The 24,443-nt window shown below is 51.1% G+C and carries 22 protein-coding genes and 1 tRNA gene; 19 read left to right on the top strand and 4 right to left on the bottom strand.

Translation table 11 applies throughout. The features are described 5' to 3' along the window. The first annotated feature begins 521 nt into the window (after positions 1-521). The 3 genes from pyrE (at position 522) to CEK71_RS05930 (ending at position 3,971) form a co-directional block, all read left to right on the top strand. Entirely contained in the window at positions 522-1,172 is a 651-nt protein-coding gene (gene pyrE, locus CEK71_RS05940; RefSeq protein WP_088618522.1) for an orotate phosphoribosyltransferase, read from the top strand. 120 nt (positions 1,173-1,292) lie between these two features. After that, the gene (locus CEK71_RS05935) at positions 1,293-3,233 is read left to right on the top strand and encodes a dynamin family protein (RefSeq protein WP_088618521.1); all 1,941 of its coding nucleotides are present in this window, start codon (positions 1,293-1,295) and stop codon (positions 3,231-3,233) included. A gap of 69 nt (positions 3,234-3,302) precedes the next feature. Continuing rightward, entirely contained in the window at positions 3,303-3,971 is a 669-nt protein-coding gene (locus CEK71_RS05930) for a GNAT family N-acetyltransferase (protein ID WP_232463772.1), read from the top strand. Between the two features lie 36 nt (positions 3,972-4,007). Here the strand turns inward: CEK71_RS05930 and trmB are convergent, their stop codons facing one another. The 4 genes from trmB to tsaD form a co-directional block, all read right to left on the bottom strand. After that, a complete protein-coding gene (gene trmB / locus CEK71_RS05925) occupies positions 4,008-4,700 on the bottom strand; it encodes a tRNA (guanosine(46)-N7)-methyltransferase TrmB (RefSeq protein ID WP_088618519.1) in 693 nt (230 codons plus the stop codon). Positions 4,701-4,750: 50 nt separating this feature from the next. Continuing rightward, entirely contained in the window at positions 4,751-5,728 is a 978-nt protein-coding gene (gene thiS, locus CEK71_RS05920) for a sulfur carrier protein ThiS (RefSeq protein ID WP_088618518.1), read from the bottom strand. Next, a complete protein-coding gene (gene aroG / locus CEK71_RS05915) occupies positions 5,725-6,813 on the bottom strand; it encodes a 3-deoxy-7-phosphoheptulonate synthase AroG (protein WP_088618517.1) in 1,089 nt (362 codons plus the stop codon). The genes thiS and aroG overlap by 4 nt, the downstream gene beginning before the upstream one ends. Positions 6,814-6,935: 122 nt before the next feature. Beyond that, on the bottom strand, positions 6,936-7,949 hold the full coding sequence (gene tsaD / locus CEK71_RS05910; protein ID WP_088621518.1) for a tRNA (adenosine(37)-N6)-threonylcarbamoyltransferase complex transferase subunit TsaD: 1,014 nt from the start codon (positions 7,947-7,949) through the stop codon (positions 6,936-6,938). Positions 7,950-8,053: 104 nt separating this feature from the next. On the opposite strand from tsaD, the gene rpsU reads away from it, so the two are divergent. From rpsU to CEK71_RS05830, 16 genes are all read left to right on the top strand, one after another. Beyond that, positions 8,054-8,287 carry a 30S ribosomal protein S21 gene (gene rpsU, locus CEK71_RS05905; protein ID WP_088618516.1) on the top strand — a complete coding sequence of 78 codons (234 nt, stop codon included), beginning with the start codon at positions 8,054-8,056 and terminating at the stop codon, positions 8,285-8,287. A gap of 2 nt (positions 8,288-8,289) precedes the next feature. Beyond that, entirely contained in the window at positions 8,290-8,742 is a 453-nt protein-coding gene (locus CEK71_RS05900; RefSeq protein WP_088618515.1) for a GatB/YqeY domain-containing protein, read from the top strand. Between the two features lie 21 nt (positions 8,743-8,763). Further along, positions 8,764-10,491, top strand: coding sequence for a DNA primase (dnaG, locus tag CEK71_RS05895; RefSeq protein ID WP_088618514.1), 1,728 nt, complete (start codon positions 8,764-8,766; stop codon positions 10,489-10,491). An 82-nt stretch (positions 10,492-10,573) separates the two neighbouring features. Then, positions 10,574-12,385 (top strand): RNA polymerase sigma factor RpoD, encoded by a 1,812-nt coding sequence (rpoD, locus tag CEK71_RS05890; protein WP_088621517.1) that lies wholly within the window; start codon positions 10,574-10,576, stop codon positions 12,383-12,385. Positions 12,386-12,397: 12 nt separating this feature from the next. Beyond that, positions 12,398-12,474 (top strand) — tRNA-Ile (locus tag CEK71_RS05885). Between the two features lie 70 nt (positions 12,475-12,544). Further along, positions 12,545-13,705: a methionine adenosyltransferase gene (gene metK / locus CEK71_RS05880; RefSeq protein ID WP_088618513.1), complete on the top strand. Its 1,161-nt coding sequence runs from the start codon at positions 12,545-12,547 to the stop codon at positions 13,703-13,705. 23 nt (positions 13,706-13,728) lie between these two features. After that, on the top strand, positions 13,729-15,021 hold the full coding sequence (ahcY, locus tag CEK71_RS05875; RefSeq protein ID WP_088618512.1) for an adenosylhomocysteinase: 1,293 nt from the start codon (positions 13,729-13,731) through the stop codon (positions 15,019-15,021). Between the two features lie 85 nt (positions 15,022-15,106). Beyond that, positions 15,107-15,310: a type II toxin-antitoxin system VapB family antitoxin gene (locus CEK71_RS05870; RefSeq protein ID WP_088618511.1), complete on the top strand. Its 204-nt coding sequence runs from the start codon at positions 15,107-15,109 to the stop codon at positions 15,308-15,310. Positions 15,311-15,366: 56 nt separating this feature from the next. Next, complete coding sequence (gene metF / locus CEK71_RS05865; RefSeq protein ID WP_088618510.1) at positions 15,367-16,209, top strand: methylenetetrahydrofolate reductase [NAD(P)H]; 843 nt, start codon at positions 15,367-15,369, stop codon at positions 16,207-16,209. 572 nt (positions 16,210-16,781) lie between these two features. Continuing rightward, positions 16,782-17,243, top strand: coding sequence for a PqqD family protein (locus tag CEK71_RS05860; protein WP_088618509.1), 462 nt, complete (start codon positions 16,782-16,784; stop codon positions 17,241-17,243). Between the two features lie 14 nt (positions 17,244-17,257). Beyond that, on the top strand, positions 17,258-17,998 hold the full coding sequence (locus tag CEK71_RS05855; RefSeq protein ID WP_088618508.1) for a glycosyltransferase: 741 nt from the start codon (positions 17,258-17,260) through the stop codon (positions 17,996-17,998). After that, a complete protein-coding gene (locus tag CEK71_RS05850) occupies positions 17,991-18,704 on the top strand; it encodes a glycosyltransferase family 2 protein (protein ID WP_088618507.1) in 714 nt (237 codons plus the stop codon). Before CEK71_RS05855 ends, CEK71_RS05850 begins: the two co-directional genes overlap by 8 nt. Then, positions 18,705-19,847: a nucleotidyltransferase domain-containing protein gene (locus tag CEK71_RS05845; protein WP_088618506.1), complete on the top strand. Its 1,143-nt coding sequence runs from the start codon at positions 18,705-18,707 to the stop codon at positions 19,845-19,847. Beyond that, a complete protein-coding gene (locus CEK71_RS05840; protein ID WP_088618505.1) occupies positions 19,829-21,562 on the top strand; it encodes an ABC transporter ATP-binding protein in 1,734 nt (577 codons plus the stop codon). The genes CEK71_RS05845 and CEK71_RS05840 overlap by 19 nt, the downstream gene beginning before the upstream one ends. Positions 21,563-21,584: 22 nt before the next feature. After that, positions 21,585-23,411 (top strand): glycosyltransferase, encoded by a 1,827-nt coding sequence (locus CEK71_RS05835; protein ID WP_088618504.1) that lies wholly within the window; start codon positions 21,585-21,587, stop codon positions 23,409-23,411. A 14-nt stretch (positions 23,412-23,425) separates the two neighbouring features. Beyond that, complete coding sequence (locus CEK71_RS05830; protein ID WP_088618503.1) at positions 23,426-24,418, top strand: radical SAM protein; 993 nt, start codon at positions 23,426-23,428, stop codon at positions 24,416-24,418. Positions 24,419-24,443: the final 25 nt, after the last annotated feature.

Raw genomic sequence — 24,443 nt, 5'->3', positions numbered from 1 at the left:
TGGTCATATTGCTTGATTTGTTTAGGGTTGAATAGTCCAACTAAAGCGGCATGTAAGGCTTGCCTGCCGAAAAGAAGCGGAAATTAAGGCCTTATAGGTTTTTTTCAGGGCTTTGTTAAACCGATATCGTCCTTGTTACTATATCTGTTAACTAGTTAGCTGTTTTGGGCAAATCCTGTATATCCTGAGGGTGTCGCCGGAATAGGGAAGGGGGCAGCCTTGCTATGAATTATGGCCATGGCCTATAGCGAGCGGGATAAAATCCTTCAATATCCGCATAAAGGTAAAATTAATCATGCCATAAAAGAGAGATTTCTGGAAAATTAGCGCGTTTTTTATTAGCATAGCAACTTGTGCCGTTAAAGAATAAAATAGGTTAGCTGTAGTTCTGGCGCGTATTTTGCGTTGCCTTTCCGCTTTGGCGGAGGAGGCAAGAAATAAAATGGCAGCGGGGCGTTTATGCCTTTACTAAGGCTTGTAAAGTGGCGGCGGATGGCAACCACATTATTTAATGAAATTATATGTTTGATTATCAGAGAGAGTTTATTGCTTACGCATTGGAATGCGGTGTCTTAAAATTCGGTGAATTCCTGCTTAAATCAGGACGCACCAGCCCCTATTTCTTCAATACGGGCCTATTTAATACCGGGGCTAAGCTGGCTAAGCTTGGCGGCTTTTACGCCCAAGCTCTGCGGCAGTCAGGCATAGCCCCTGATATGCTCTATGGGCCGGCTTATAAGGGTATCCCTTTGGTTTGTGCCACCTCTATGGCTTATGCACAGTTATTTGATAGTGATATGCCATTTGCCTTTAACCGTAAAGAGAGTAAAGACCACGGTGAAGGCGGGGCTTTGGTCGGTACGCCTTTGGCGGGACGTGTGGTGATTGTTGATGATGTCATTACGGCAGGTACGTCGGTGCGGGAGTCGGTGGAAATTATTAAGGCGGTTCATGCCCGGCCTGCTGGGGTGCTGATTGCTCTGGACCGGCAGGAGCAAGGCCAGAACGGCCTGTCGGCGATCCAGGAAGTGAGCGATAGTTTTGGTTTGCCGGTTGTTGCGATTATCACTTTAGCGGATATCATTGCCTATCTGACCCCCCAAGCCAGCATCCAGGTCGAAGCGATTAAGGCTTACCAGCAGCTCTACGGGCTTGAAAACGGTAATTTTTAACAGACGCAAAAATAATAGTGGATTATCCTAACGCTTGCAGATATTTCAACTACAATTTGTTACATAAACGTGCTGTCCCGATTCATTTACTAAAATCGTGTTTTTTACAAAAGGCTTGCCATGAGGAACTTGGAATTTAAAGAAAAAATGCACGAATATTCGCAATGGCGTGCAAATCTGGTACAGGCGATAGAGATGTATCAGCAATGGCTGGTGCGTTATGGGATGGATGATGCCCATCGCACCAATACACTTTTAAATATCCTGTCCAGTTTAAAGAATGACCGAATCACGTTGGCATTTGTGGCGGAATTTTCGCGCGGTAAAACCGAGCTGATTAATGCAATGTTTTTTGCCGAGTCGGGGGTACGTTTATTGCCGTCTTCGCCTGGCCGTACCACCATGTCGCCTACGGAAATTTTTTATGATGCAGAGGGCGGCAGTTATATCCGTCTGTTGAATATCGAAAGCCGTTTGGAAGATATGTCGCTGGCGGAGTTTAAAACCATGCCTGAGCGGTGGACTAAGTTTGAGCTTAACCCCAATTCGCCGACGCAAATGCAGGCGGTGTTTAAGGAGTTGATCGCCACTAAAAAAGTCAATAAGGAACTAGCGGATAAGTTGGGTCTGTGGAATGAGCGGGAAGCGGCAACTCAGGGTTCTATTAATCCTGACAGCGTGGAAATTCCCTGTTGGCGTCATGCCCTCATCAGTTTTCCGCACCCTTTGCTGAAAGAAGGCTTGTCCATCATTGATACCCCAGGCTTAAATGCGTTAGGTACCGAGCCGGAATTGACGCTGAATATGTTGCCTAGTGCCCAAGCGATTGTTTTTATGTTGGCGGCCGATACGGGTGTGACGAAAAGCGACTTGGAAATCTGGCTAAACCATATTAACCGTGCCCGTAGCGCTAAAAAGCAGGGCTTGGCGGTGGTCATGAATAAGATTGATGCCATGTGGGACGATTTGGGCGGCAATACGGATTATGACCGTGCGATCAAGTCGCAAATTAAAGCTTCGGCGACTATTTTAAAGATAGATGAAGAGTCTATTTTTCCGTTATCCGCCAAGCAGGCGCTGCTTGCCAAAATCAAAGGTGACGCTGAGTTATTGAAAAGAAGCCGGATTAGTGGCTTGGAAGGGTATCTTGCCAACGATATTTTGCGGGAAAAGCGTAATATCATGGCGGCTACCGTCATGCGCGATATTGGCGGCTTGGTGAACGAGTCCATTAACCTGACTTCTACAGCGCTGACCCATGCCACTGAGCAGCTGGAAGAGTTTAGGAAAGTCGATTTCCATAATCAGGATATGACCGGCAAGCTGATGGCGGAAACCCGTGACCGACAAAGTGTTTATATGGCGAATGTGGAAAACTTCCAATCTAGCCGCCGAGTGTTTATCGTCCAAGCAAAAATGCTGATCGACTCTTTTTCTGACGAGAAAATCAATGATGTTATTAGTGTCGCCCGGCATGACATTACTAAGAGTCTGACTACCGTGGGTATGAAGCAAAATATCCGCAAGCTGTTCGATGATTTGCGTGATATGTTGCAAGATTCCTCTGACATCACTAATGAGACCCGCCGTCTGGTTAAGGCTATCCATAAAAAGTTTAAGGATGAATACGGCTTTAAGGAAATTGAGCCAAAGCTGTTTGATATCAAGAAATATCAGATTGAGCTGGAGCAGGTTTTTGAAGAAGGTGAGATATTCCGCACCAGCACTAAAGTCACTATGACCGAGCAGCATATTGTGGTGGATAAATTGTATAGCACCTTAATTTTGAAGGCACGAAATATCCTTAAGCAAGCCCATGACGATGCGATAGCTTGGAGCAACAGCGCGTTATCGCCGCTGGCAAGACAAATCAAAGACCACAAAAAGCAGATTGAAGGCCGTTTGCAGATGTTAAGGAAAATTAACGAATCCAAAGGCACGGTCGCGGAAAATATTGCCGCCTTAGAGGCGGAAGTGGCGCCGTTAAAGCGTCAACGCGACGAACTGGCGATTATGGTCAAATCTATGCAGTTAGAAAATCAGGTCGGGGAAAGCGGTTAACAGTGGGCTTGGCCTGTGCTATAAAAACCCGAAGGGTGCGGATAAAGTTCGCACCCTTCGGGTTTTTTTATGTCTGTTCCTATCTTAAAAGCGAGGGGTATCATGCAAGGCAATTCTTATGACGGCCTTGAGGGATTTGATATGGCGTTGGCCGATGGGGAGTTGGTCAGCTTTAGGCCGGTTAGGCCTGAACACCGGAAAATAGTGGCGGAAGGTATGTCGGCATTATCGTTCGAATCGCGTTTGTTCCGTTTTTTTACCCCTATGGTCTGCTTATCTGCCCAACAATTAGATTATTTTACGGAGGTCGACCAGTCTGACCATGTCGCCTGGATCGCGCTGTCCTCAGACAATGCGGGGCAAACGGGTTTGGGGATAGCCCGATTTATCCGTTTGCCGCATCAACCACGGGTTGCCGAATTTGCCATCGTTGTTATAGATAGCTATCAAAACCGGGGCTTGGGGCTGATTTTATTGGCGTTGCTCTATAAAATGGCCGTCAGCAAGGCTATTGATACTCTACGCGCATCGGTGTCTTTGGAAAATAAAGTGATGAGGCGTTGGCTCGCTAGGTTGGGCGCAGTGGGTCAGTATGATGATGACGGCAGTTATACGATGGATTGGGCGGTTGCAGGTAAGCCGCCTGACTTAACGTTACCTTCTTTGCAGCGCTTGAAAGCCATTATAGTAAAGATTGATGAGGCCATGGGCCAAAATGTAGTTCCTGACCCCTTATAAGGCTTGCCTTTACGCTGATAATGAATGCCCTTAATTTTATGTGGGGGTTTTAAAAATCAAATCCCAAACCCCATGCCCCAAGCGCAGGCCGCGCTGTTCAAATTTGGTCAGAGGCCGGTAATCAGGCCGTTCGCAATAGTCACCCGTCTGGCTGGTATTGTGCAGCAGCGGTTCTGCCGACAGTATTCCCAGCATCGAGCGGGCATAGTGTTGCCAGTCGGTGGCGGCGTGGAAATAGCCGCCCGCTTGCAGTTTTTTCAGCAGCAGGGCGATAAAGTCGGGGTTGACGATGCGGCGCTTATGATGTCTTTGCTTCGGCCAAGGGTCGGGGAAGAACAGATGCAGACCCGCTAAGCTATGGTCGGGAATTTTCTGCTCTAATATTTCAATAGCATCATGGCAATAAATCCGCACATTACTGATGTCCTCTTGCGCCAGCAGCAGCAATAAATGCCCGACTCCGGGGCGGTGCACTTCAATGCCCAGATAGTCTTTATCGGGGTTGGCTTGAGCCGTTTTCGCCAAGCTCTCGCCGTTACCGAAACCGATTTCCATAATCAGCGGTGCGGTGCGCCCGAACACGGTGGGTAGGTCGTAGGTTTGGGTAGGGTCTAGGCAGTAGGTGTGCCAGTGGCTGTCAATGGCCTGTTGCTGGCCGGGTGTCAAGCGGCCTTGGCGGCGGATGAAGCTACGGATTTTTTTTAGCGGTGTATCGGAAGAAGGCAGCATAAATACGCACAGAAAAGGCGCAGCCCGCTTTATGGCAGGCTGCCAGAAGCTTAGATGATTAAGCCGTCAATGGGTGAGGAGGCAGAGGCAAAGCGCCGTCTGGGCATTCGTCCGGCGAGAAAGGCTTCGCGCCCGGCTTCTATGCCTTTGCGCATGGCTGAAGCCATGAGGATGGGGTTTTTGGCATCGGCAATCGCGGTATTCATCAGGACACCGTCGCAGCCTAACTCCATCGCAATCGCGGCATCTGAAGCCGTGCCGACCCCGGCATCGACCAAAATGGGCACTTTGGCATTTTCGACGATGGTCAGAATGTTGTACGGGTTGCGCACGCCCAAGCCAGAGCCGATAGGTGCCGCCAACGGCATCACGGCGACGCAGCCAATAGCCTCCAGGCGTTTGGCGGCGATAGGGTCATCGTTAGTGTAGACCATGACATCAAAACCGTCGCGTACCAGTTTTTCGGCGGCCAGATAGGTTTCCGCGACATCGGGGAACAGGGTTTTTTGGTCGGCCAATACTTCCAGTTTGACTAAATTATGACCACCGAGCAATTCCCGTGCTAAACGGCAAGTCCGTACCGCGTCGTCGGCACTGTAGCAGCCTGCGGTATTGGGCAAGATAGTGTATTTGTCGGGGGAGATGACATCCAATAAATTAGGTTCGCCGGGGTTTTGGCCGATATTGGTGCGCCGGATTGCCACCGTGACGATTTGTGCGCCGCTGGCTTCAATCGCCAAACGGGTTTCTTCCAAATCCTTGTATTTGCCGGTGCCGACCAATAAACGCGACTGGTAGGCTTTGCCCGCCAGAATAAATGAGTCATCTTGGCCACCGCCGATGGCATGGACGATTTCCAGGCGGTCGCCTGCCTTTAAGGTTTGTTTGGCATAATCGGTAAACGGCAAAATTTCGTGGTTCAGTTCGACCGCGATTTTTTTGCCGACTAGGCCTAAGTCGGCCAGCAAGTCGGCCACAGGGCTGTTGTCCGCGCATTCACGGCTGTCGCCGTTAACATAGACCATCATATTTTTAGGCTCCGCTCAGGGTTGACAATACGGCGTTTTTGCACGGCCTTAGCCAAGTCACGCAGCAACGGCACGGTGTCTTCCCAAGCCAGACAAGCGTCGGTGATGCTTTGTCCGTAAACGAGGGCTTGGCCGTCGACGATTTTTTGGCTACCCGCTTTCAGGTGGCTTTCGACCATCACACCCATGATGCGGTGGTCGCCATTGGCGATTTGGCTGCCGACATCTTCGCCGACAATGAGCTGGCGTTGGCATTGTTTCAGGCTGTTGGCGTGGCTAAAGTCGATCATGATATTGGGGCGAAGGTTAGCTTTGTGTAGGCCTTCGGCGACTTGTTGGACGTTAACGGCATCATAATTGGGGCGGTCGTTGCCGCCGCGCAGGATGATATGCACGTCTTCGTTGCCGGTGGTGGAAAAAATCGCCGAATGGCCCATTTTTGTCAGTGATAAGAAATGGTGCGGGCTCATGGCCGCGCCAATGGCATCAATGGCGATTTTAATGGTGCCATCGGTGGAATTCTTAAAGCCGATAGGGCAGGATACGCCGGAAGCCAGTTCGCGGTGGCCTTGGCTTTCGGTAGTGCGGGCACCGATGGCGCCCCAAGCGATCAAGTCGGAAATATATTGCGGGCTGATCAAGTCCAGATATTCGGTGGCGGCGGGCATACCCATGCTGCTGACATCCAACAACAGTTGTCTGGCAATGCGCAGGCCTTTGTTGATGTTAAAGCTGGAGTCCAGGTCGGGGTCATTGATCAGGCCTTTCCAGCCGACGGTGGTGCGGGGCTTTTCAAAGTACACGCGCATAACGATGAGCAAGTCGTCTTGTAGCTCATCTTTCAGGGCTTTTAGGCGTTGGGCGTAGTCTTTGGCTGCCACCGGGTCATGGATGGAGCAGGGGCCGATGACCACCAGAACACGGTCATCCGCACCGGTGAGGATGTTATGGATGGCGGCTCTGGCGGCTAAGGTAGTTTCTGCCGCCGCTTCGGTAATCGGCAATTCCTCATGAACCTGAATTGGTGCAATGACTTCTTTTGTTTCACAAATTCTCAAATCATCAGTGTTGTATTTTGTTTGCATGATAGCTACCAAGCTGCTGCTTTGTTATCGGGATTTACGGTAAATCCTAATATTTTAACTGGTTTCAGCAAGTTTGGGTGAGTTTTTGCCAGTTGTTTTTCACGGCAGGCTACTTTTTACCCTTAAGGGCAAGCGTCCAAGCCGTCTATAGGCCAGCGCGGTCTGGCAAAAATGCGCAAGTCCTGATGGTGGCCGGCCAAAAGCCGTTGGCAACCCGCGTAGGCGATCATTGCGCCGTTATCGGTGCAAAATTCCGGTCGGGGGAAGTGCAATTCGGCGTTTTCTTTGTTGGCCATTTCGCCTAGGGCGTGGCGGATTTGCTTGTTGGCACTGACTCCCCCCGCGACCACCAAGCTGTTCAACCCGGTTTGCTGTAAGGCGCGGCGGCATTTGATGACCAGCGTTTCCGATACCGCCGTTTGGAAAGCGGCGGCAATGTCTGCCTTATCTTGCTGGGTTTTACCGCAAGCGTTGAAGGTGTTAAGGGCGAAAGTTTTGAGGCCGCTAAAGCTAAAATCCAAGCCGGGGCGGTCAGTCATCGGGCGTGGGAATACCCAAGTCGGCTGGCCTTGTTCGGCCAATGCCGACAATCTTGGGCCGCCGGGATAGCCTAACCCCAATAATTTGGCGGTTTTGTCGAAGGCCTCGCCAGCGGCATCGTCCAGCGATTCGCCGAGCAGTTGGTAACGGCCTATGCCGTCCACCCGCACCAGCAGGGTGTGGCCGCCGGAAATCAGTAGGGCGACGAACGGGAACTGGGGCGGATGCGCCTCCAGCATGGGTGCGAGCAGATGGCCTTCCATGTGGTGGACGGCGACGGCGGGGATTTGCCATGCCCATGCCAAACTTCTGGCAGTGGCTGCCCCGACTAGCAAAGCGCCCATTAAGCCGGGGCCGGCAGTATAGGCGATGCCGCCGATTTGGGCGGGCAACAGGCGGCTGTCGGCCAACGTTTGCTGGATGAGCGGCACCAATTTGCGGATATGGTCACGCGAGGCGAGTTCCGGCACGACCCCGCCATACTCGCTGTGCATGTCGGTTTGGCTGTATAAAAAGTGGCTAATAAGGCCGTGTTGGGGGTGGTAAATGGCGACCCCCGTCTCGTCGCAAGAAGTTTCTATGCCTAAAACGTACATTGAGTTTTTGAAAATGGCTAAAGTAAAGGTATAATTCAAGGCTTTTTAAGCTCAGTCTATCACTGGGCTTCCTGTTTTAATGTTAACACACTTGGAACCACATAATGCCGTCAGTAAAAATTAAAGAAAACGAACCTTTTGACATTGCTATCCGTCGCTTCAAACGCGCTTGTGAAAAAGCGGGTGTTTTAGCCGAAGTGCGCCGCCGTGAGTTTTATGAAAAGCCAACCGCAGAGCGCAAACGCAAAGGCGCAGCGGCCGTTAAAAGACATTTGAAGAAGTTGGCGCGTGAGCGTTATGCCCTGAAAAACCTGCGTCGTGGCCGTCCTGCCGTCTAATTATGAGTGGCTTATTGACCGACCGCATTAAAGACGACATGAAAGCCGCTATGAAAAGCGGCGACAAGGCCCGTTTGGGTGTGATCCGTCTGATTTTGTCAGCCATCAAGCAAGTTGAGGTTGACGAGCGTATCGTTTTGGATGACCAGCGGACTATTTTAGTGCTGGATAAGATGCTTAAGCAACGCCGTGAGTCTATTCGCCAATATGGCGACGCGGGCCGTGCTGATTTGGTGGCTGTCGAAGAGGCGGAGATTCTGGTAATCCAGGATTATTTGCCGCAGCCGTTCTCCGATGCTGAAGTTGACCAGATGATTGCCGCCGCTGTTGCCGAAACCGGCGCGGCTTCGATCAAGGATATGGGTAAGGTCATGGGGCTGTTAAAAGCGCCTCTGCAAGGCCGTGCCGATATGGCGGTCGTCGGCGTCAAAATCAAGGCGGCTTTGGCTGAATAAGCTGGCCGGGTTCTGGTAGCCATGTCCGGCGGCAGAATTCCCCGTGCTTTCATTGATGATCTGTTGGTGCGGATTGATATTGTCGAACTCATCGATTCGCATGTCCCCCTAAAGAAAACGGGTGCCAATTATGTTGCCCGTTGCCCTTTCCATAGCGAAAAAACCCCCAGCTTTTCCGTCAACAGCCATAAGCAGTTTTTCCATTGTTTCGGCTGTGGCGCGAGCGGTAACGCCATCAGTTTTTTAATGGAGTTTAACCATCTTGACTTTGTTGAGGCGGTTGAAGATTTGGCGGCGTTTGCCGGTGTCGATGTGCCTAAGGAAGAGAGTGGGGCGCAGGCCGATAAAGTCGATTTGCAAAACCTTTATGGGCTGATGGAACAAGTCGCCGATTTTTATGTCCAGCAATTACGCACAGGCGTAGCGGGTCGGCAGGCGGTGGCGTATTTGAAAAAACGCGACCTGAGCGGTGCGGCGGCGACACGCTTTAAGATCGGCTACGCCCCCCAGGATTGGCAAGCGCTGACCGCGCATTTTCCGCAACAGGCCTTAATTGAAGTCGGCTTGCTGGGCGCTAACGATAATGGCGGAGTTTATGCGCGTTTCCGCCATCGGGTGATGTTCCCTATCCGCGATAAGCGCGGGCGGGTGATCGGCTTTGGCGGGCGGGTATTGGACGATTCTCTGCCCAAATACTTGAATTCGCCGGAAACGCCCTTATTTCATAAAGGGCGTGAAGTGTATGGCTTGTATGAACTGCTAAAAAGTAATGCCAAGCCACCGCGTATCCTTCTGGTTGAAGGCTATATGGATGTGATCGCCTTGGCGCAGTCGGGCATTGATTATGCCGTCGCGGCTTTAGGTACGGCAACTTCGCAAGCCCATTTTGAATTGCTGTTCCGCTATACCGCCGAAGTGGTGCTGTGTTTTGACGGCGACAATGCGGGGCGGGAAGCGATATGGAAGGCGATGGAGGCGGCGTTTTCGGTGCTGCAAGACGGTCGGCAAATCCGTGTGATGCTGTTGCCGCAAGGCCATGACCCGGATTCTTGGGTGCGCGGGCAGGGCGTGGAGGGCTTTATCGGCGACATGCTCGCTTCACAAGTGTTATCGGATTATTTTTTCGGCCAACTGGCGGAAGAATTTAATCTCCAAGAGACCGAAGGGCGGGCGCAATATGTCAATAAGGCCAAGCCTTACTTGGCAAAATTGCCTGATAGCGTCTTTAAGGACATGATGCTGGCGCGTTTGCAAGAAATAAGCAAGGCGGCGGTGGATGTTTCTGATAAAACGGCTAAACTTAATAAAACTGTGCTTGTGCCCCGCCAAAAAGACAGCCGTCCGCCGCTGGAGCGGCAAACCTTGGCAATGCTGGTGCAAAATCCTGAACTGATAGCGGTGCTGGCCGAGCAGGGTATCGATTGGGAGTGTCTGGATTTTAAAGGTGCAGACAAATTCAAGGCTATTTTGCAGGTGTTGCTGGCCGAAAGGCCGGCTAGCACGGGTGTGTTGTTGGAGCATTATCGGGGGCATCCTGATGAGGGCATTATCCGGCAGTTGGCGGCGTTGCGGCTGGAAGTGCCGATAGCGGGTATGGCGGAGGAGTTTAGTGGAGCGTGGGATAAGTTGTTGGAGCAGGGCATTGATGTCCGTTTCAACCGTCTGTTGGCAAAAGTGGAGAGCGGCAAAGCCAGTGAACAAGAAAAAATAGAGTTCAAGACATTATCAATGCACGGGGCAAGCAAATAACTGGTTTTAAATCAGTGGAAACTTGTAGTATAATTACGGGTTCAGCAAAATGGTGCTGGATACGGTATTCAGTGAGAAAACGATGAATCAAGAACAACAGCAGTCCCAGCTTAAACAACTGATCGCTAAAGGTAAAGTCCAAGGTTATCTGACTTATGCCGAGGTGAATGATCACTTACCCAGTGACATTGCTGATCCTGAGCAAATTGAAGATATTATTGCCATGATCAACGACATGGGCATTCAAGTCTATGAAGTGGCTCCTGATGAAGATTCCCTGATTACCGATTCGGCGACCGTTACCACGGATGATGAAGATGCGGAAGAAGTTGCCGCTCTGGCTTCGGTCGATAGCGAATTTGGCCGCACCACTGATCCTGTGCGTATGTATATGCGTGAAATGGGTTCGGTCGAGTTGTTGACCCGTGCCGATGAACTAAAAATCGCCAAACGCATCGAAGAAGGCCAGCAACAACTGGTTAAGGCCATTTCCCGCTCGTGTGTGGTGGTGGAAGATTTTCTGGACTCGTTCGATAACATTTCCGGTGACGAGGGCGGGGTACGTTTGACTGACCTGATTTCCGGTTTTGTCGATTTGTCCAGCGAGCCGGAAGATTTGATTTCTGCCCAGCCAGTCGGTGATGTCGCGGTTGATGCGTCGCCGGAAGATGAGCTTAAGGGCTTGACTTACGAAGAAGTCCAAGAAAAAGTCGAAGGCTTGCGGCGGCAATTGGCCATCGCTTCCGACACGATTAAGCAATACGGCTATGTCAGCCCCGAAACCGAGGCGGCGTTTGATGTATTGGCGGATTTGTTCATGGAATTTAAGTGGACTCCGCAATATTTGAAAAAGCTCACCGGGATTATCCCTAATGGGGTAGCGGCGGTGCGTGAGCAGGAACGGCTGATCCTGGAAATTTTTATTAAGTATGCGAAAATGCCGCGTAAAAATTTCATTGTCTCCTTTACTGAACACGAGTCTGACCCGGCGTGGTTAGACCAGTTTCTGCGGGCAGGGCATGAGTATGCCCAAAGCTTAGCGCCGTACGAAAAAGAGTTACGCAAAGCGCAAAAGACCTTGGCTGACATTGAGGCGCAATACGGCCTGACCATTAACGGCCTGAAAGACATTAACCGCCGTATGTCCATTGGTGAGGCGAAAGCCCGTCGCGCTAAAAAAGAAATGATTGAGGCGAATTTACGGCTGGTCATTTCGATTGCCAAAAAATACACTAACCGGGGCTTGCAGTTCTTGGATTTGATCCAAGAGGGCAATATTGGCTTGATGAAGGCAGTTGATAAGTTTGAATACCGCCGTGGTTATAAGTTTTCGACTTATGCGACGTGGTGGATACGCCAAGCGATCACCCGCTCGATTGCCGATCAGGCGCGTACCATCCGTATTCCGGTACACATGATCGAAACGATCAACAAGTTAAACCGTATTTCACGGCAGATTTTGCAGGAAATGGGGCGGGAAGCGACCCCTGAAGAGCTGGCAGAACGCATGGAGATGCCGGAAGATAAAGTACGTAAGGTATTGAAAATAGCCAAAGAACCTATTTCGATGGAAACGCCGATTGGTGATGATGAAGATTCTCATTTGGGGGATTTCATTGAGGATGGTAAAGTATTGTCTCCAGTAGAGGCGGCAACCATTGCCGGACTTCGTGAATCCACCCAAAATGTTTTGGCTGGGCTGACCGCCCGCGAAGCAAAAGTGTTGCGGATGCGCTTTGGGATTAACATGAACACCGACCATACTTTAGAAGAAGTGGGTAAGCAATTTGATGTCACCCGTGAGCGTATCCGTCAGATTGAAGCAAAAGCCTTAAGAAAATTACGGCATCCATCCCGTTCAGAGCAGTTGCGTTGCTTTTTGGACGGCGAATAAGCACAGTTACCAGGGCCATTAGCTCAGTTGGTTAGAGCGTCCGACTCATAATCGGCAGGTCGTAGGTTCAAGTCCTACATGGCCCACCATATTAAAAACAAGGCTGCTTAGTGCAGCCTTTTGTCTATCTGGGATTTATTCTTTCAACGAGGCGATAGCATGAGCAATAATTTCATTTTTACATCAGAATCCGTGTCCGAAGGCCATCCTGATAAAGTCGCGGATCAAATTTCCGATGCCGTATTAGATGCTTTATTAACGCAAGACCCAAAATCCAGGGTCGCTTGCGAAACCCTAGTCAAAACGGGTATGGTCGTTTTGGCGGGCGAGATCACCACGGATGCTTGGGTGGATATGGAAGCCTTGGTGCGTAAAGTGGTTTGCGAGATTGGTTATGACAACGGCGACATTGGTTTTGACGGCAAAAGCTGTGCCGTACTGAATGCAATCGGCAAGCAGTCCGCCGATATTGCGATGGGTGTGGACGAAAGCGACAACCACGAACAAGGTGCCGGCGACCAAGGTTTGATGTTTGGTTATGCCAGCAACGAAACCGATGTGTTTATGCCCGCCCCGATCACTTATTCGCATTTGTTGGTGAAACGCCAAGCCGAAGTGCGGAAAAATAAAGCCCTGCCTTGGCTGCGTCCCGATGCCAAAAGCCAAATTACCTTCCGTTACGAGAACAACAAGCCGGTAGCGATTGATGCGGTGGTCTTATCTACCCAACATTCGCCGGAAATCAGCGCCAAAGCCCTGCATGAAGCGGTGATGGACGAGATTATCCTGCACGTGTTGCCGAAAGAATGGCTGCATAAGGACACCAAGTATTTTATTAACCCGACCGGGCAATTTGTCATCGGCGGCCCTGTAGGCGACTGTGGCTTAACAGGCCGGAAAATCATTGTCGATACTTACGGCGGTATGGCACGGCACGGCGGCGGCGCGTTTTCCGGTAAAGACCCGTCTAAAGTTGACCGTTCAGCGGCTTATATGGCGCGTTATGTCGCCAAAAACATCGTTGCCGCCGGTTTGGCGGAGCGGTGCGAAATTCAAGTCTCTTACGCTATCGGGGTTGCCGAGCCGACTTCTATCAGTGTGGAAACCTTCGGCACCAGCAAGCTCAGCGAAGACCGTTTGGTGCAAATCGTCCGGGATACTTTTGATCTGCGTCCGAAAGGCCTGATCGCCATGCTCGACCTGTTAAAACCGATTTATCAGCCGACCGCTTCTTATGGGCATTTTGGCCGTAACGAAGCGACCTTTAGCTGGGAAAAAACCGATAAAGTCGACGCGTTAAAAGCGGCGGCGGGCATTTAATCACCACATCAGGATTATGACTAATGAGCGAGCACGATTATAAAGTAGCCGATATGGCTCTGGCCGATTGGGGCCGTAAGGAAACTAATATTGCCGAAACCGAAATGCCGGGCTTGATGGCTTTGCGTAGCGAGTTTGGTGCGGCGCAGCCGTTAAAAGGGGCGCGGATTGCCGGTTGTTTGCACATGACTATCCAAACGGCGGTGTTGATTGAAACCTTGACGGCGTTGGGCGCCGAGGTACGTTGGTCGTCCTGCAATATTTTCTCAACCCAAGACCATGCCGCCGCAGCAATGGCGGCGGCGGGCATCCCGGTGTTTGCTTGGAAAGGTGAGACTGAAGAGGAAGCTGAGTGGTGCATTGAGCAAACCATTATCGGCCCGAACGGCTGGCGGCCTAATATGATTTTGGATGATGGCGGCGACCTCACCAATATGATGCACGACAAATTCCCTGAGCTGATGGCGGATGTCAAAGGCTTGTCGGAAGAGACGACCACGGGCGTATTGCGTTTATACGAGCGGGTTGCTAAAGGCACACTGACTGTTCCGGCGTTTAACGTCAACGATTCGGTCACCAAATCCAAATTCGATAACCTGTACGGTTGCCGTGAATCTTTGGTGGACGGTATCAAACGCGCCACTGATGTGATGATCGCCGGAAAAATCGCGGTAGTTTGCGGTTATGGCGATGTCGGCAAAGGCTGTGCGCAATCCCTGCGCGGTTTGGGTGCGACAGTTTGGATCACCGAAATCGACCCGATTTGCGCCCTGCAAGCGGCGATGGAAGGGTACCGCGTGGTCACTATGGAGGATGCCGCGCCGATTGCCAATATTTTTGTCACCGCCACCGGCAACTTTAATATCATCCGCCATGAACACATGCTGGCGATGCGTGACCAAGCCATTGTCTGCAACATCGGCCATTTTGATGCCGAAATCGACATTGCCTCTTTGCGCCAATACACTTGGGAAAACATTAAGCCGCAAGTCGACCATGTCATTTTCCCTGACGGCAAACGCCTGATTATCTTGGCGGAAGGCCGTTTGGTCAATTTAGGCTGCGCGACCGGACATCCTAGCTTTGTCATGTCCAACTCGTTCTGCAACCAAGTCTTGGCGCAAATCGAATTGTGGCAACATGCCGAGCAGTATGAAAATAAAGTCTATATCTTGCCGAAAAAGCTTGATGAAAAAGTCGCCCGTTCGCATTTGCAACAATTGGGCGTTAACTTGACGGTCTTGACCGCAGAACAGGCACAGTATATCAATGTACCTGTTGAAGGCCCTTACAAGGCGGACCATTACCGCTATTGATGCGGGTTTGACCATCGCTTGAATGGGTAAAAGGCGCGGGCATTTTGGATGACGCGCCTTTTGCCGTTAATAAGGAGCGGTTATTATGAACAGGCATTTTGCCATAGATAACGGTTTGCTTAACGACGCTTTGCAGTTAAGCGGCTTGGACAGTGAAGAAGCGGTGGTTACTGCCGCCTTGCTTGAGTTTGTTAATAGCCGAAAGCAGCTTAACCTTATTGAATTATTTGGCAAGTTCGACCCCGATCCAGACTATGATTATAAAAAAGCGCGTAAAGGTTGCCTATAATTCTGGGAAGAAAAATCTCCCCCATCCTAAACACTCAGTTTAGCCACGGATATAACATGCACACACAAAAACACCATCCGCAGTTGTTCAGTTTTGAGTTTTACCCGCCAAAAACCCCCGAAGGGACGGCCAGTTTACAGTTGGTGCAGAGCCAATTGGCGGAACGTCAGCCGGATTTTTTCTCGGTGACGTTTGGGGCGGGCGGTTCGACCCGTGATAAGACTTTTGATACGGTGGTCGATATTCAGACCAAGGGCATAGCGGCGGCACCGCATTTGTCGTGTGTCGCCTCGACCAAGCACAGTATCCGCACTATTTTGCAAGATTATCAGGATAACGGCATCAGTAAGATTGTCGCCCTGCGCGGTGATTTGCCGTCAGGCATGATGTCGGCGGGCGAGTTCCGTTATGCCAATGAGTTGGTCGGCTTTATCCGTGAGGAGACGGGCGACCATTTCCAAATTCATGTCGCCGCTTATCCTGAAGTGCATCCGCAGGCACTGAATGCCACGGAAGATTTTAAGAATTTTAAGCGTAAGGTGGAAGCGGGGGCGAATGCCGCCATTACCCAGTATTTTTATAATGCCGAAGCGTATTTTTATTTTATTGATAATTGCGCCAAGCACGGCATTGATATTCCTATTGTGCCGGGCATTATGCCGATTAGCCAATATACCCAGTTGTTCCGGTTTTCGGAAATGTGCGGGGCGGACATTCCGCGTTGGATGCGGAAAAAGCTGGAGAGCTACGGTGATGACCGCGCTTCGATACAGGCGTTTGGTTTGGAGTTAGTGACGGAATTATGCCAACGCTTGCTGGATAATGGTGCACCGGGGCTGCATTTTTACACCATGAACCAATCGGCGTTGACTTTGGCGATATTGGACGGGCTCCGTTAGTAGGCTTAATCGCTGGGCAAGCTCGGCATCTAGTCATCCGGTATAGAAAACCACTTTATTGTTTAAGGCAGGCAAAGTGCTTCTGCTTGCCTGCCATCACCTATCAGCATCAACAGGTCTGAAAAATAATCGGCTATTGTTGCGGCTGTCCTGCTTCGAAAAATCACCTGAGTTATGCTGTTATTCCCGGAAAAGGCAAATAGAGGTATCTTCTGCCGCAGAGTGTTATCATCAACAGATAACAGTATATTTTAAATGGTATTTTTAAATTGTTGATTATAAATACCATTAATAAGTATCTGCCTTCGCGGATAGTGGGCTATGGTGCTTAATGGTGGTTTTTGTCTTTGTGATGCTGGACTTTAATGGCCTATTAGGACAGTATAGCAATCCATTCATCTTGAAATTCCTAGTTACAAAAGCGTCATTTCCCCAAGGGACACGAAGGCACGGCTTGAACAATGTCATGTGTTTTGTAATGTTATAGCTTGTTAACAAAAGCTACGCAGTTTCAAGTTAGCTAAGGCTTAGCTTTAAAAAGCCTATTTCTTAATTTTTGCGAAGTTTACATCATGGAACAGAAAGGTATATTCAAGGTTAACAGCCCTTATATTGTCAGTGAGTTAATTGATGGCGAACTGGTCATCATGAATCTTAAATCAGGTAATTATTACAGTGTGCGCGATACGGGGGTTTTTCTGTGGTCGGCACTGGAAAAGGGCTGTAGCCAAGATGAAATGCTCGCGTTGCTGACTGATGTCTATAATGGCGACATACCGTCAATGATTGGGCAAAGTCTTTTGTTTATCAAAAGCTTGCTTGATAATGATCTGGTGTCACAGGCTATGGTGGCCCAAGGGCCGAATACTTGGGCTGCTGACCAGATCATGGGGCAGCCCTTGCTTGATAAGTTTACCTCGCCTCCGGTATTGGAGGTTTTTTCGGATATGCAGGATTTGCTGTTGTTAGATCCTATCCACGACATTGCCGAGCAGGGTTGGCCTGTCGCCAAACCTTCCCGCCCCGCTGAGTAAGCCTTAACCTCATCATGTCCAGTGTCCCATTAGCAGAGCCTGCTTCTGTCTCTGAGAGCGAGAGCACACCCGCCGTCAGCGTCATTTTAATTGTCCGTAATGGGGCTGATTTTATCGCTGATGCCTTACGCAGCATCTATCTGTCTGACCTTCAACCCCTTGAGATACTGATTATTGATGGCGGTTCTGACGATGCGACGGTCAGTATCGCCCAGCAATTTCCGAAAGTGCGGATCTGCCCGCAAATCTCCCACGGCATACCCAATGCCTATAACGAAGGCATTGCCCAAGCGCAGGGCGACTTTATCGCCTTTATCTCCCATGATGATGAGTGGATGCCCCATAAATTGGATCGCCAGCTTGCTGGCTTGCAAGCACATCCGCAATTTGCCTATAGCTTAGGTTTGGTCGAGCATTTTCTACATTCGGGTAGTGCCGTGCCGGAAGGTTTTCGGCAGGAGCTATTGGTGGCGGCGCGGCCCGGTTGGATTATGGAGGCGTTGGTGGCGCGGCGGGAGCTGTTTATGAGCGTCGGCGGTTTTGATGCCAGTTTTGCGGTAGGGGAAGACAGTGATTGGTTTGCGCGGACGTTAGATGCGGGATTTACGCCGATGATGTTGCCGGAGGTGCTGGTGCGCAAACGTGTCCATGACCGGAACAGTTCATTACTGAACCCTGATATTAACCATTTGCTATTACGCGCCTTACGCCGTTCTATTCAGCGTAAACGGACAGGAAAGGCTATTGATGAATAAACCACCCCGTGTCAGTGTGATTGTGCCGTGTTACAACACCGCCGCTTATTTGCCTGAAGCTTTGGACAGTTTATTGGCGCAGCAAGTATTGCCTTATGAAGTGTTGGTGATTGATGATGGCTCGACCGATACCAGTGCCGAGATCGCTGAGGGTTATGGCGGTATCGTCACCTGTATCCGCCATAGCCATCAGGGTATCGCTGCCAGCCGTAACGCAGGGGTACAACAGGCGCAGGGTGACTTTATTGCTTTTCTGGATGCCGATGATTACTGGCCGACGGACAGTTTGTCTGCCCGGCTAGCGGCATTTGCCGACACGCCCGCTTTGGACGGGGTGTTCGGGTTGATTGAGGCGTTTGTCAGCCCGGAGTTATCCGTTGCCGAGCAACAGCAATTGGCGGAATTGCCGGGCATCCAATCCGGGCGTTTAGCGGGGGGGCTCTTGGTGCGGCAGTCAGTGTTTACACGGGTAGGCGGATTTAATGGCGAGTGGCAAGTAGGAGAAACGATGGACTGGATTGCGCGGGCGCAGGAGCGGCATATTGCCTTTGGGCAAGTCGGTTCGGTAGTGTTGCGCCGACGTATCCATACGGTGAATACGGTCAGGAAAACCCAGTGCTTACAACGCGATTATCTGCATATCTTACATGCGGCTATGGCTAGGCGGCGGGCCGACCCCGGTCTGCAAGCCTCAACGGAGGCTTAAATGTCAGTGCAACTCCGACATTCTGTGCATTTATGGCCTTCTGCGGAACAATTGCATTTGCTGCAAGCCGCGTTGCTTGCTGATGATAAGGCCATCCGGGCATTTTGTGATTGGCGGGCGGGCATTGATTTGGATGCTGAACTGGGTTATCCGGTATTGCGGTTGTTGCCGTTGGTTTATCATAATTTACTGCGGCTAGGGGCAAAAGACCCTTTGATGGGCAGGTTAAAAGGGGTGTACCGACGGTTTTGGTGTGAAAACCAGCAGTTATTTTTTGATGTGTTGCCGTTAGTGCAGCATCTTCAGCAAGGCGGAGTGGATTTGCTGTTGCTGAAAGGCGCACCCTTGGCGTTAACGTATTATGGCAATTACGCTTTGCGCCCTATGTCCGATATTGATCTGGCTGTCCGTATCGGGCAGTTACCGAAGGCTTTGGCGTTATTGCGGGAAATAGGCTGGGATACGGGGCCGGACCCTTCTGAGGATGATCTGCGTTATCAACATGCCATCGGCTGTGTGCGTAACCTTAATCAGCGTTTGGATGTGCATTTTCATATTTCGCGGGACGGACTGAACGCCGCCGCCGATACTTGGTTTTGGGAAGATGTCGAGACTTTGGATTTTCAAGGGGTCATGGTTTGGCAATTGGCGCCGACCGCTTTGCTGGCGCATACGATTTTACATGGTATGCGGTGGAATGAGGAAACGCCGATACGCTGGATTCCCGACGCATTGATGATTTTAAGGCAACGCGGGGGCGATGTGGATTGGCAGCGTTTGTTCGCTTTTGCTGATGCCCAGCGTCTGAGCCAGCGTTTGGCGTTGGGCTTAGGTTATTTGTCGGAACATTTCGCCTTGGAACTGCCCGAAGCCGTGGTTGGGCGTTTACACAATCCTCTGCGGCGTAGTTGGCGCGAACGTATCGAAAATGGGGTCATTCTCAGCGAACGGGGGCGTTGGTATGAACATCCTTTGACGAAACAATGGGTGATTTTTGCCGAATATTGCGGTCTGGCGGATACGGATAGCCTGTTGCCGTTTTTGAATGGCTATTCCCATTATCTGCGCTATCGTTGGCGCTTGCGGGGACGGTTGGAAATCCTGCCCACGGTATTGGCCGGGCTATGGCGGCGGCTAGTTTGAGTGCCGTGCGGATATGGCTGCATCAACACTGGCAGCGCTTTAATCTGTTCGATAAGAATGCGCTAGGCTTGTTCCGCCATTACTATCGGCATTGTTGGCGGCAGTTGCTGGCCTACGCTTTGGCCGCTGCTTTGCAATCGTTAATGGTCATACCTATTCTGTTTATGATCCGGCAGTTGTTCGACCACGCTTTGCCGCAGGGTAATGTGTCCGGCTTGCTATGGCTAGGTTTGGGCGTGGTGGTCATGCGTTTGCTGCACAGTGCCGTCGGCTTGTGGTTGCGGCACTTTATCCTGGGGATTATTAAAGAGGTCGTCGGCCAATTGCGGGGTGATGTGTTGGACAGGCTGGCAGTTTTGTCGCGGGAGACTATTAGCCATGCCGATATTGACCAGTTACATAGCCGTATTGTTTTGGACAGTGAGCGTTTTGATAACCTGAGCAACCGCTTGTTATCGGGTATGTTGCCGGCGGTGGCGACCGGGTTGGTGTTGCTGTGTGTATTGCTGATATTGAATTGGCAACTGGTGGCGTTGGCGGTGCTGGTCTTGCCAGTCTTGCTGTGGGCTTCGCGGCGGATCGGCCTGTCCGTGAAACGGGATGTGCAGTTGTTTCAGTCGGCATTTGAGCTGTTCAGTAAGCGGACGCGTTTTGCTTTGAGGTATATGGATATGATCCGCCTGAAAGCCTGTGTCGGCCAAGAGCAGGAGAGCCAGCGGCAATGTCTTGACGAACTGAGCGGCACGGGTAAGCGTATGGCGATGAGTTACGCGTGGCATGGACAAATACAGCGTAATTTGACCGGATTCGCGGGCATTATGATTATGGTGGCGGGCGGGGTAAGCGTCGCCCAAGGCACAATGAGTTTAGGCGATTTGCTGACGTTCTATGTCGCCGCCGGTTTGCTGAACGGTCAAGCCGATAATGTGATCGGCGGTTTACCCGAACTGATCACGGGCAATGAGGCCTTAATAAAGCTATACGATGTGCTGCATGAAGGCGAAATAGAGCCGTATCAAGGCCAGCGTCTGCTGGCGTTTGACGGCAGTTTGTCTTTGCGGGGCGTGACCTTTGCTTACGGTAGCCATACGGTGTTGCGGTCTGTGGATTTGGAGATTCCGGCGGGTAGTAAAATTGCGATTGTCGGTGCGAACGGTGCAGGTAAAACCACGCTGCTCAATTTGCTGGTCGGTTTTTGTAAGCCCCAGCAGGGTCAGCTCTATGCCAGCGGCGTTGCTTACGATGACCTTGATATGGCGGGTTTACGGAAGGCTATGGGGGTGGTGATGCAGCAACCGGGGATTTTTTCCGGCACGATATTGGAAAACCTGTGTTATGGCCGACCTGAGGCCAGCATGGCGCAAGTCGCCGCCGCTGCCCGGTTGGCGTTGGCGGAGACGTTCATTAATGCGTTACCGGATGGGTATGCGACCGAAATTGGCGAAGGCGGCATGTTATTGTCAGGCGGCGAGCGGCAGCGGCTGGGCATTGCCAGCGCTTTATTGGCCGAGCCTGCGCTGTTGATTCTCGATGAACCCACTAATCATCTGGATGTCGGGGCGATTGCCCAATTAATGGCAGGGCTGGTCAACGCGCCTTACCATCCGACGATTCTTATCGTCAGCCATGATCCTGACGTGGTTGCCTGCGCCGATCAGGTGTACCGTTTGCACCAAGGCCGTTTGGAGCGGGTGCAAAAAACAAACCCTCTTTGACTCAGCTTAAGCAATTATCTTCATGGACCACGCACACCTTTCCGATACCCCGGCTTTTTCTGAAGCCGCCCAGATAGCATTTTTTGATCAAGTTATGGACTGTGCCATGCGTGCCGAGGCGCAGACGGGTGTTGTTATCCGCCATTTGCAGTTAGCCGGGACGCTAATTCGCCTAGTCTATGCAGGCGAAGCCTTGTTGGGGCATTTTGGCGCGGCCTTGGCGCATTTGGAAGTCACACCGATACGCGGGCCGGATATGACGTTTCATATTTGGGACAGCACTTCGACGCACATAGCAATGCCGCCGCCACCGTTTCCCCAGCAGTGTTTTACCGATCGTGGTGATATTTGGGGCATGAACAGCCCGCGCATCCGTACGGCTTTCCATTGGATTGAGTGTTCGGTTAATCTGATGGATTTGGCCAGCAGCCATGCCATTTATTGGGTACAAGACCCTGCGGCCTTACCTTATTGGTGCGATGCTTCGCCGTTACGCACCTTATTCCATTGGTGGATGGCGCAGTGCGGCCACCAGTTGTTACATGCCGCCGCCTTAGGTGATGAGAATGGCGCGTTGCTGATCACCGGCAAGGGTGGGGTCGGCAAATCGACAACGGCTTTGGCAGGCTTGGCCGCCGGATTGCATTATCTTGCCGATGATTATCTGGTGGTCGGGCTGAACCCGGAGCCACGGGTCTACAGCCTTTATGCCACCGCTAAACTGGTGCCTAAGCAGTTGCGGCAGTTTCCGGGCTTGGCGCCATGGCTTACCAATACTCGCCATCTCGATAGGGAAAAAGCTGTCTTGCAATTGTGGCCGGCTTATCAGGGGCAAATCCGCCTGTCTTTGCCGCTAAAAGCGGTTGTTGCCCCGCATTTTGGCAGTATTGCCGAAACCCGTTTCCAGCCTATAACCAAATTGGCATTGCGCAGTGCCGCTGCGTTCACCACGCTGTCGCAATTGCCTTATGCCGGGCGTAAAACCTATGAATTTATCGACACGTTACTGAACAATGTGCCTTGTTTGGGTATGGCTTTAGGCAGTGACATCAGTGCCGTTCCGGCGGCAATCAGCCATTTGTTGCAAACGGGTGCGGTGGACATCGCAAAGTTGGCCGCTGTGGAAAGTTCTGCCGTTGAATTTACTAAGCCCTTGCTGAGCGTCATTATCCCTGTCTATAACGGGGCCAGCTTTTTGCCCGAAGCGATAGCCAATGTCTTGGCGCAACACTATCCGACTTTGGAGATTATTGTCGTTGATGATGGTTCTACCGATGATATTGAAGCCGTTGTGACGCAATTGCCCGTGGATGTCCGGTTTTTCCGGCAGGAAAATGCTGGGGCGGCGGCGGCGCGTAATCGCGGCATTAAGGATGCGTCAGGTGATTTTATCGCTTTTTTGGATGTGGATGATCTGTGGCCGGAAGGCAATTTGCTGATGCTGGCGGAAGTTTTGCTTAACGATCCGGCATTGGATGCTGTCCATGGCCGGGCACAATTGCTGGTGCATAATGCTGAACACAACGGTTATGATATGGTCGGTAATCCCGGCGAAGCATTCCGCTTTTATATTGGCGCGGGCTTATATCGGCGCAACGCTTTTACCCGCGTGGGTTTGTTTGACACCGAGTTGCGTTTTGCCGAGGATACCGACTGGTTTAACCGCGCCAGTGCCAGTGCCTGTGCATTGGCCATTGCCCGTCCCGAAGCGGTGACGCTGCATGTGCGTCGGCATGGGCAAAATATGACGGCGGGTAAATCCCTAGTCGAACTGAATACCTTGCGGGTCTTTAAAAAAGCTTTGGACAGGCAGCGTGCTGCCGTTTTACCCAATAATAACGGCGAGTAAAAGCAAAGAATCTTATGTTGAATATAAAGCAGCGGCTTATATCCCGCTTTGCCCGGCCTGATGCCGTTGCCGGCCCGCCAATTGGCCTGTCCGCGACATCATCTGTCACCTTAGTCAACGGCAAGCTACAGCCACAAAATGGCTGTGAATTAAACGTTGTTGACCATTGTAACCTGACCTGTTTGGATTGTAACCACGCGTCTCCGGGTGTGAAAAAGAAAGTGGCTGATCCGGCTACTGTGTTGCGGGATTTTTCACTGCTGGCTAAATTCTATAGTCCCCGTTTTGTAAAAGTGTTAGGGGGTGAACCCTTGCTTCACCCCAATTTGCCTGCGGTACTGCAAGCCATCCGCAGCAGTGGCATCTGCGGTTATATTCTGTTAGTAACTAACGGTCTGTTATTGCCGCGTATGCCGGAAGCCGTTTGGACGCTGATTAATGAGTTAGAAATATCGGTGTATCCAGATTCACGCTTGCCCGAAAATGTGCTGGCAGCGGCCAAACAGCAGGCGATAAAATATGGGGTGCGCTTGCGCGTGTATTATTTTGACCAATTCCGGGCGACTTTTGCCACCGCCGGTTACGAGGATCAGGCTTTGGCGCGGCGGGTTTATAAAAGCTGTAAACTGGCGCATGTCTGGGGTTGCCATTCCGTCCATGAAGGGTATTTCTATAAATGTCCGCAAAGCATTTATATTCCGCAGCTACGCCATCTGCCTATGGAAAGGCTGGCTCAAGACGGCATCAAATTGACCGACTCGCCAGCCTTTGTAGAAGAGCTGTACCGTTATTTGACCAGTTCGGAGCCGTTACAGTCTTGTAGCCATTGCCTCGGTACTGATGGTAAGGTGCGTCCGCATCAATTGGTTAGGCCTAAGCAATGGTCAGCCGAACACCAAGTTTCGGCTGACGGACTGTTGGACAGGCATAGGCTAGAGCAATCTGAGGCAGGCCATCCGATTGCTGACGATTACAAGCAACTGCTTGGGCAGTTTAGCGTTTTATAATGGGGATGCCGACCCAATAGGCTAT

It is taken from the genome of Methylovulum psychrotolerans (genome assembly GCF_002209385.1).
Classification (GTDB): Bacteria; Pseudomonadota; Gammaproteobacteria; order Methylococcales; family Methylomonadaceae; genus Methylovulum; species Methylovulum psychrotolerans.
This window is presented reverse-complemented; position numbering and strand designations above follow the sequence as displayed.

Bases quoted from the DNA above. Each gene is read 5' to 3' on its own strand.
- trmB (WP_088618519.1), bottom strand. From the start codon at position 4,700: ATGCTGCCTTCTTCCGATACACCGCTAAAAAAAATCCGTAGCTTCATC.
- CEK71_RS05840 (WP_088618505.1), top strand. From the start codon at position 19,829: ATGGCGGCGGCTAGTTTGAGTGCCGTGCGGATATGGCTGCATCAACAC.
- thiS (WP_088618518.1), bottom strand. From the start codon at position 5,728: ATGATGGTCTATGTTAACGGCGACAGCCGTGAATGCGCGGACAACAGC.
- rpoD (WP_088621517.1), top strand. From the start codon at position 10,574: ATGAATCAAGAACAACAGCAGTCCCAGCTTAAACAACTGATCGCTAAA.
- aroG (WP_088618517.1), bottom strand. From the start codon at position 6,813: ATGCAAACAAAATACAACACTGATGATTTGAGAATTTGTGAAACAAAA.
- metK (WP_088618513.1), top strand. From the start codon at position 12,545: ATGAGCAATAATTTCATTTTTACATCAGAATCCGTGTCCGAAGGCCAT.
- CEK71_RS05870 (WP_088618511.1), top strand. From the start codon at position 15,107: ATGAACAGGCATTTTGCCATAGATAACGGTTTGCTTAACGACGCTTTG.
- metF (WP_088618510.1), top strand. From the start codon at position 15,367: ATGCACACACAAAAACACCATCCGCAGTTGTTCAGTTTTGAGTTTTAC.
- tsaD (WP_088621518.1), bottom strand. From the start codon at position 7,949: ATGTACGTTTTAGGCATAGAAACTTCTTGCGACGAGACGGGGGTCGCC.
- CEK71_RS05900 (WP_088618515.1), top strand. From the start codon at position 8,290: ATGAGTGGCTTATTGACCGACCGCATTAAAGACGACATGAAAGCCGCT.
- CEK71_RS05830 (WP_088618503.1), top strand. From the start codon at position 23,426: ATGTTGAATATAAAGCAGCGGCTTATATCCCGCTTTGCCCGGCCTGAT.
- CEK71_RS05935 (WP_088618521.1), top strand. From the start codon at position 1,293: ATGAGGAACTTGGAATTTAAAGAAAAAATGCACGAATATTCGCAATGG.
- pyrE (WP_088618522.1), top strand. From the start codon at position 522: ATGTTTGATTATCAGAGAGAGTTTATTGCTTACGCATTGGAATGCGGT.
- CEK71_RS05835 (WP_088618504.1), top strand. From the start codon at position 21,585: ATGGACCACGCACACCTTTCCGATACCCCGGCTTTTTCTGAAGCCGCC.
- ahcY (WP_088618512.1), top strand. From the start codon at position 13,729: ATGAGCGAGCACGATTATAAAGTAGCCGATATGGCTCTGGCCGATTGG.
- dnaG (WP_088618514.1), top strand. From the start codon at position 8,764: ATGTCCGGCGGCAGAATTCCCCGTGCTTTCATTGATGATCTGTTGGTG.
- CEK71_RS05855 (WP_088618508.1), top strand. From the start codon at position 17,258: ATGTCCAGTGTCCCATTAGCAGAGCCTGCTTCTGTCTCTGAGAGCGAG.
- CEK71_RS05930 (WP_232463772.1), top strand. From the start codon at position 3,303: ATGTCTGTTCCTATCTTAAAAGCGAGGGGTATCATGCAAGGCAATTCT.
- rpsU (WP_088618516.1), top strand. From the start codon at position 8,054: ATGCCGTCAGTAAAAATTAAAGAAAACGAACCTTTTGACATTGCTATC.
- CEK71_RS05845 (WP_088618506.1), top strand. From the start codon at position 18,705: ATGTCAGTGCAACTCCGACATTCTGTGCATTTATGGCCTTCTGCGGAA.
- CEK71_RS05850 (WP_088618507.1), top strand. From the start codon at position 17,991: ATGAATAAACCACCCCGTGTCAGTGTGATTGTGCCGTGTTACAACACC.
- CEK71_RS05860 (WP_088618509.1), top strand. From the start codon at position 16,782: ATGGAACAGAAAGGTATATTCAAGGTTAACAGCCCTTATATTGTCAGT.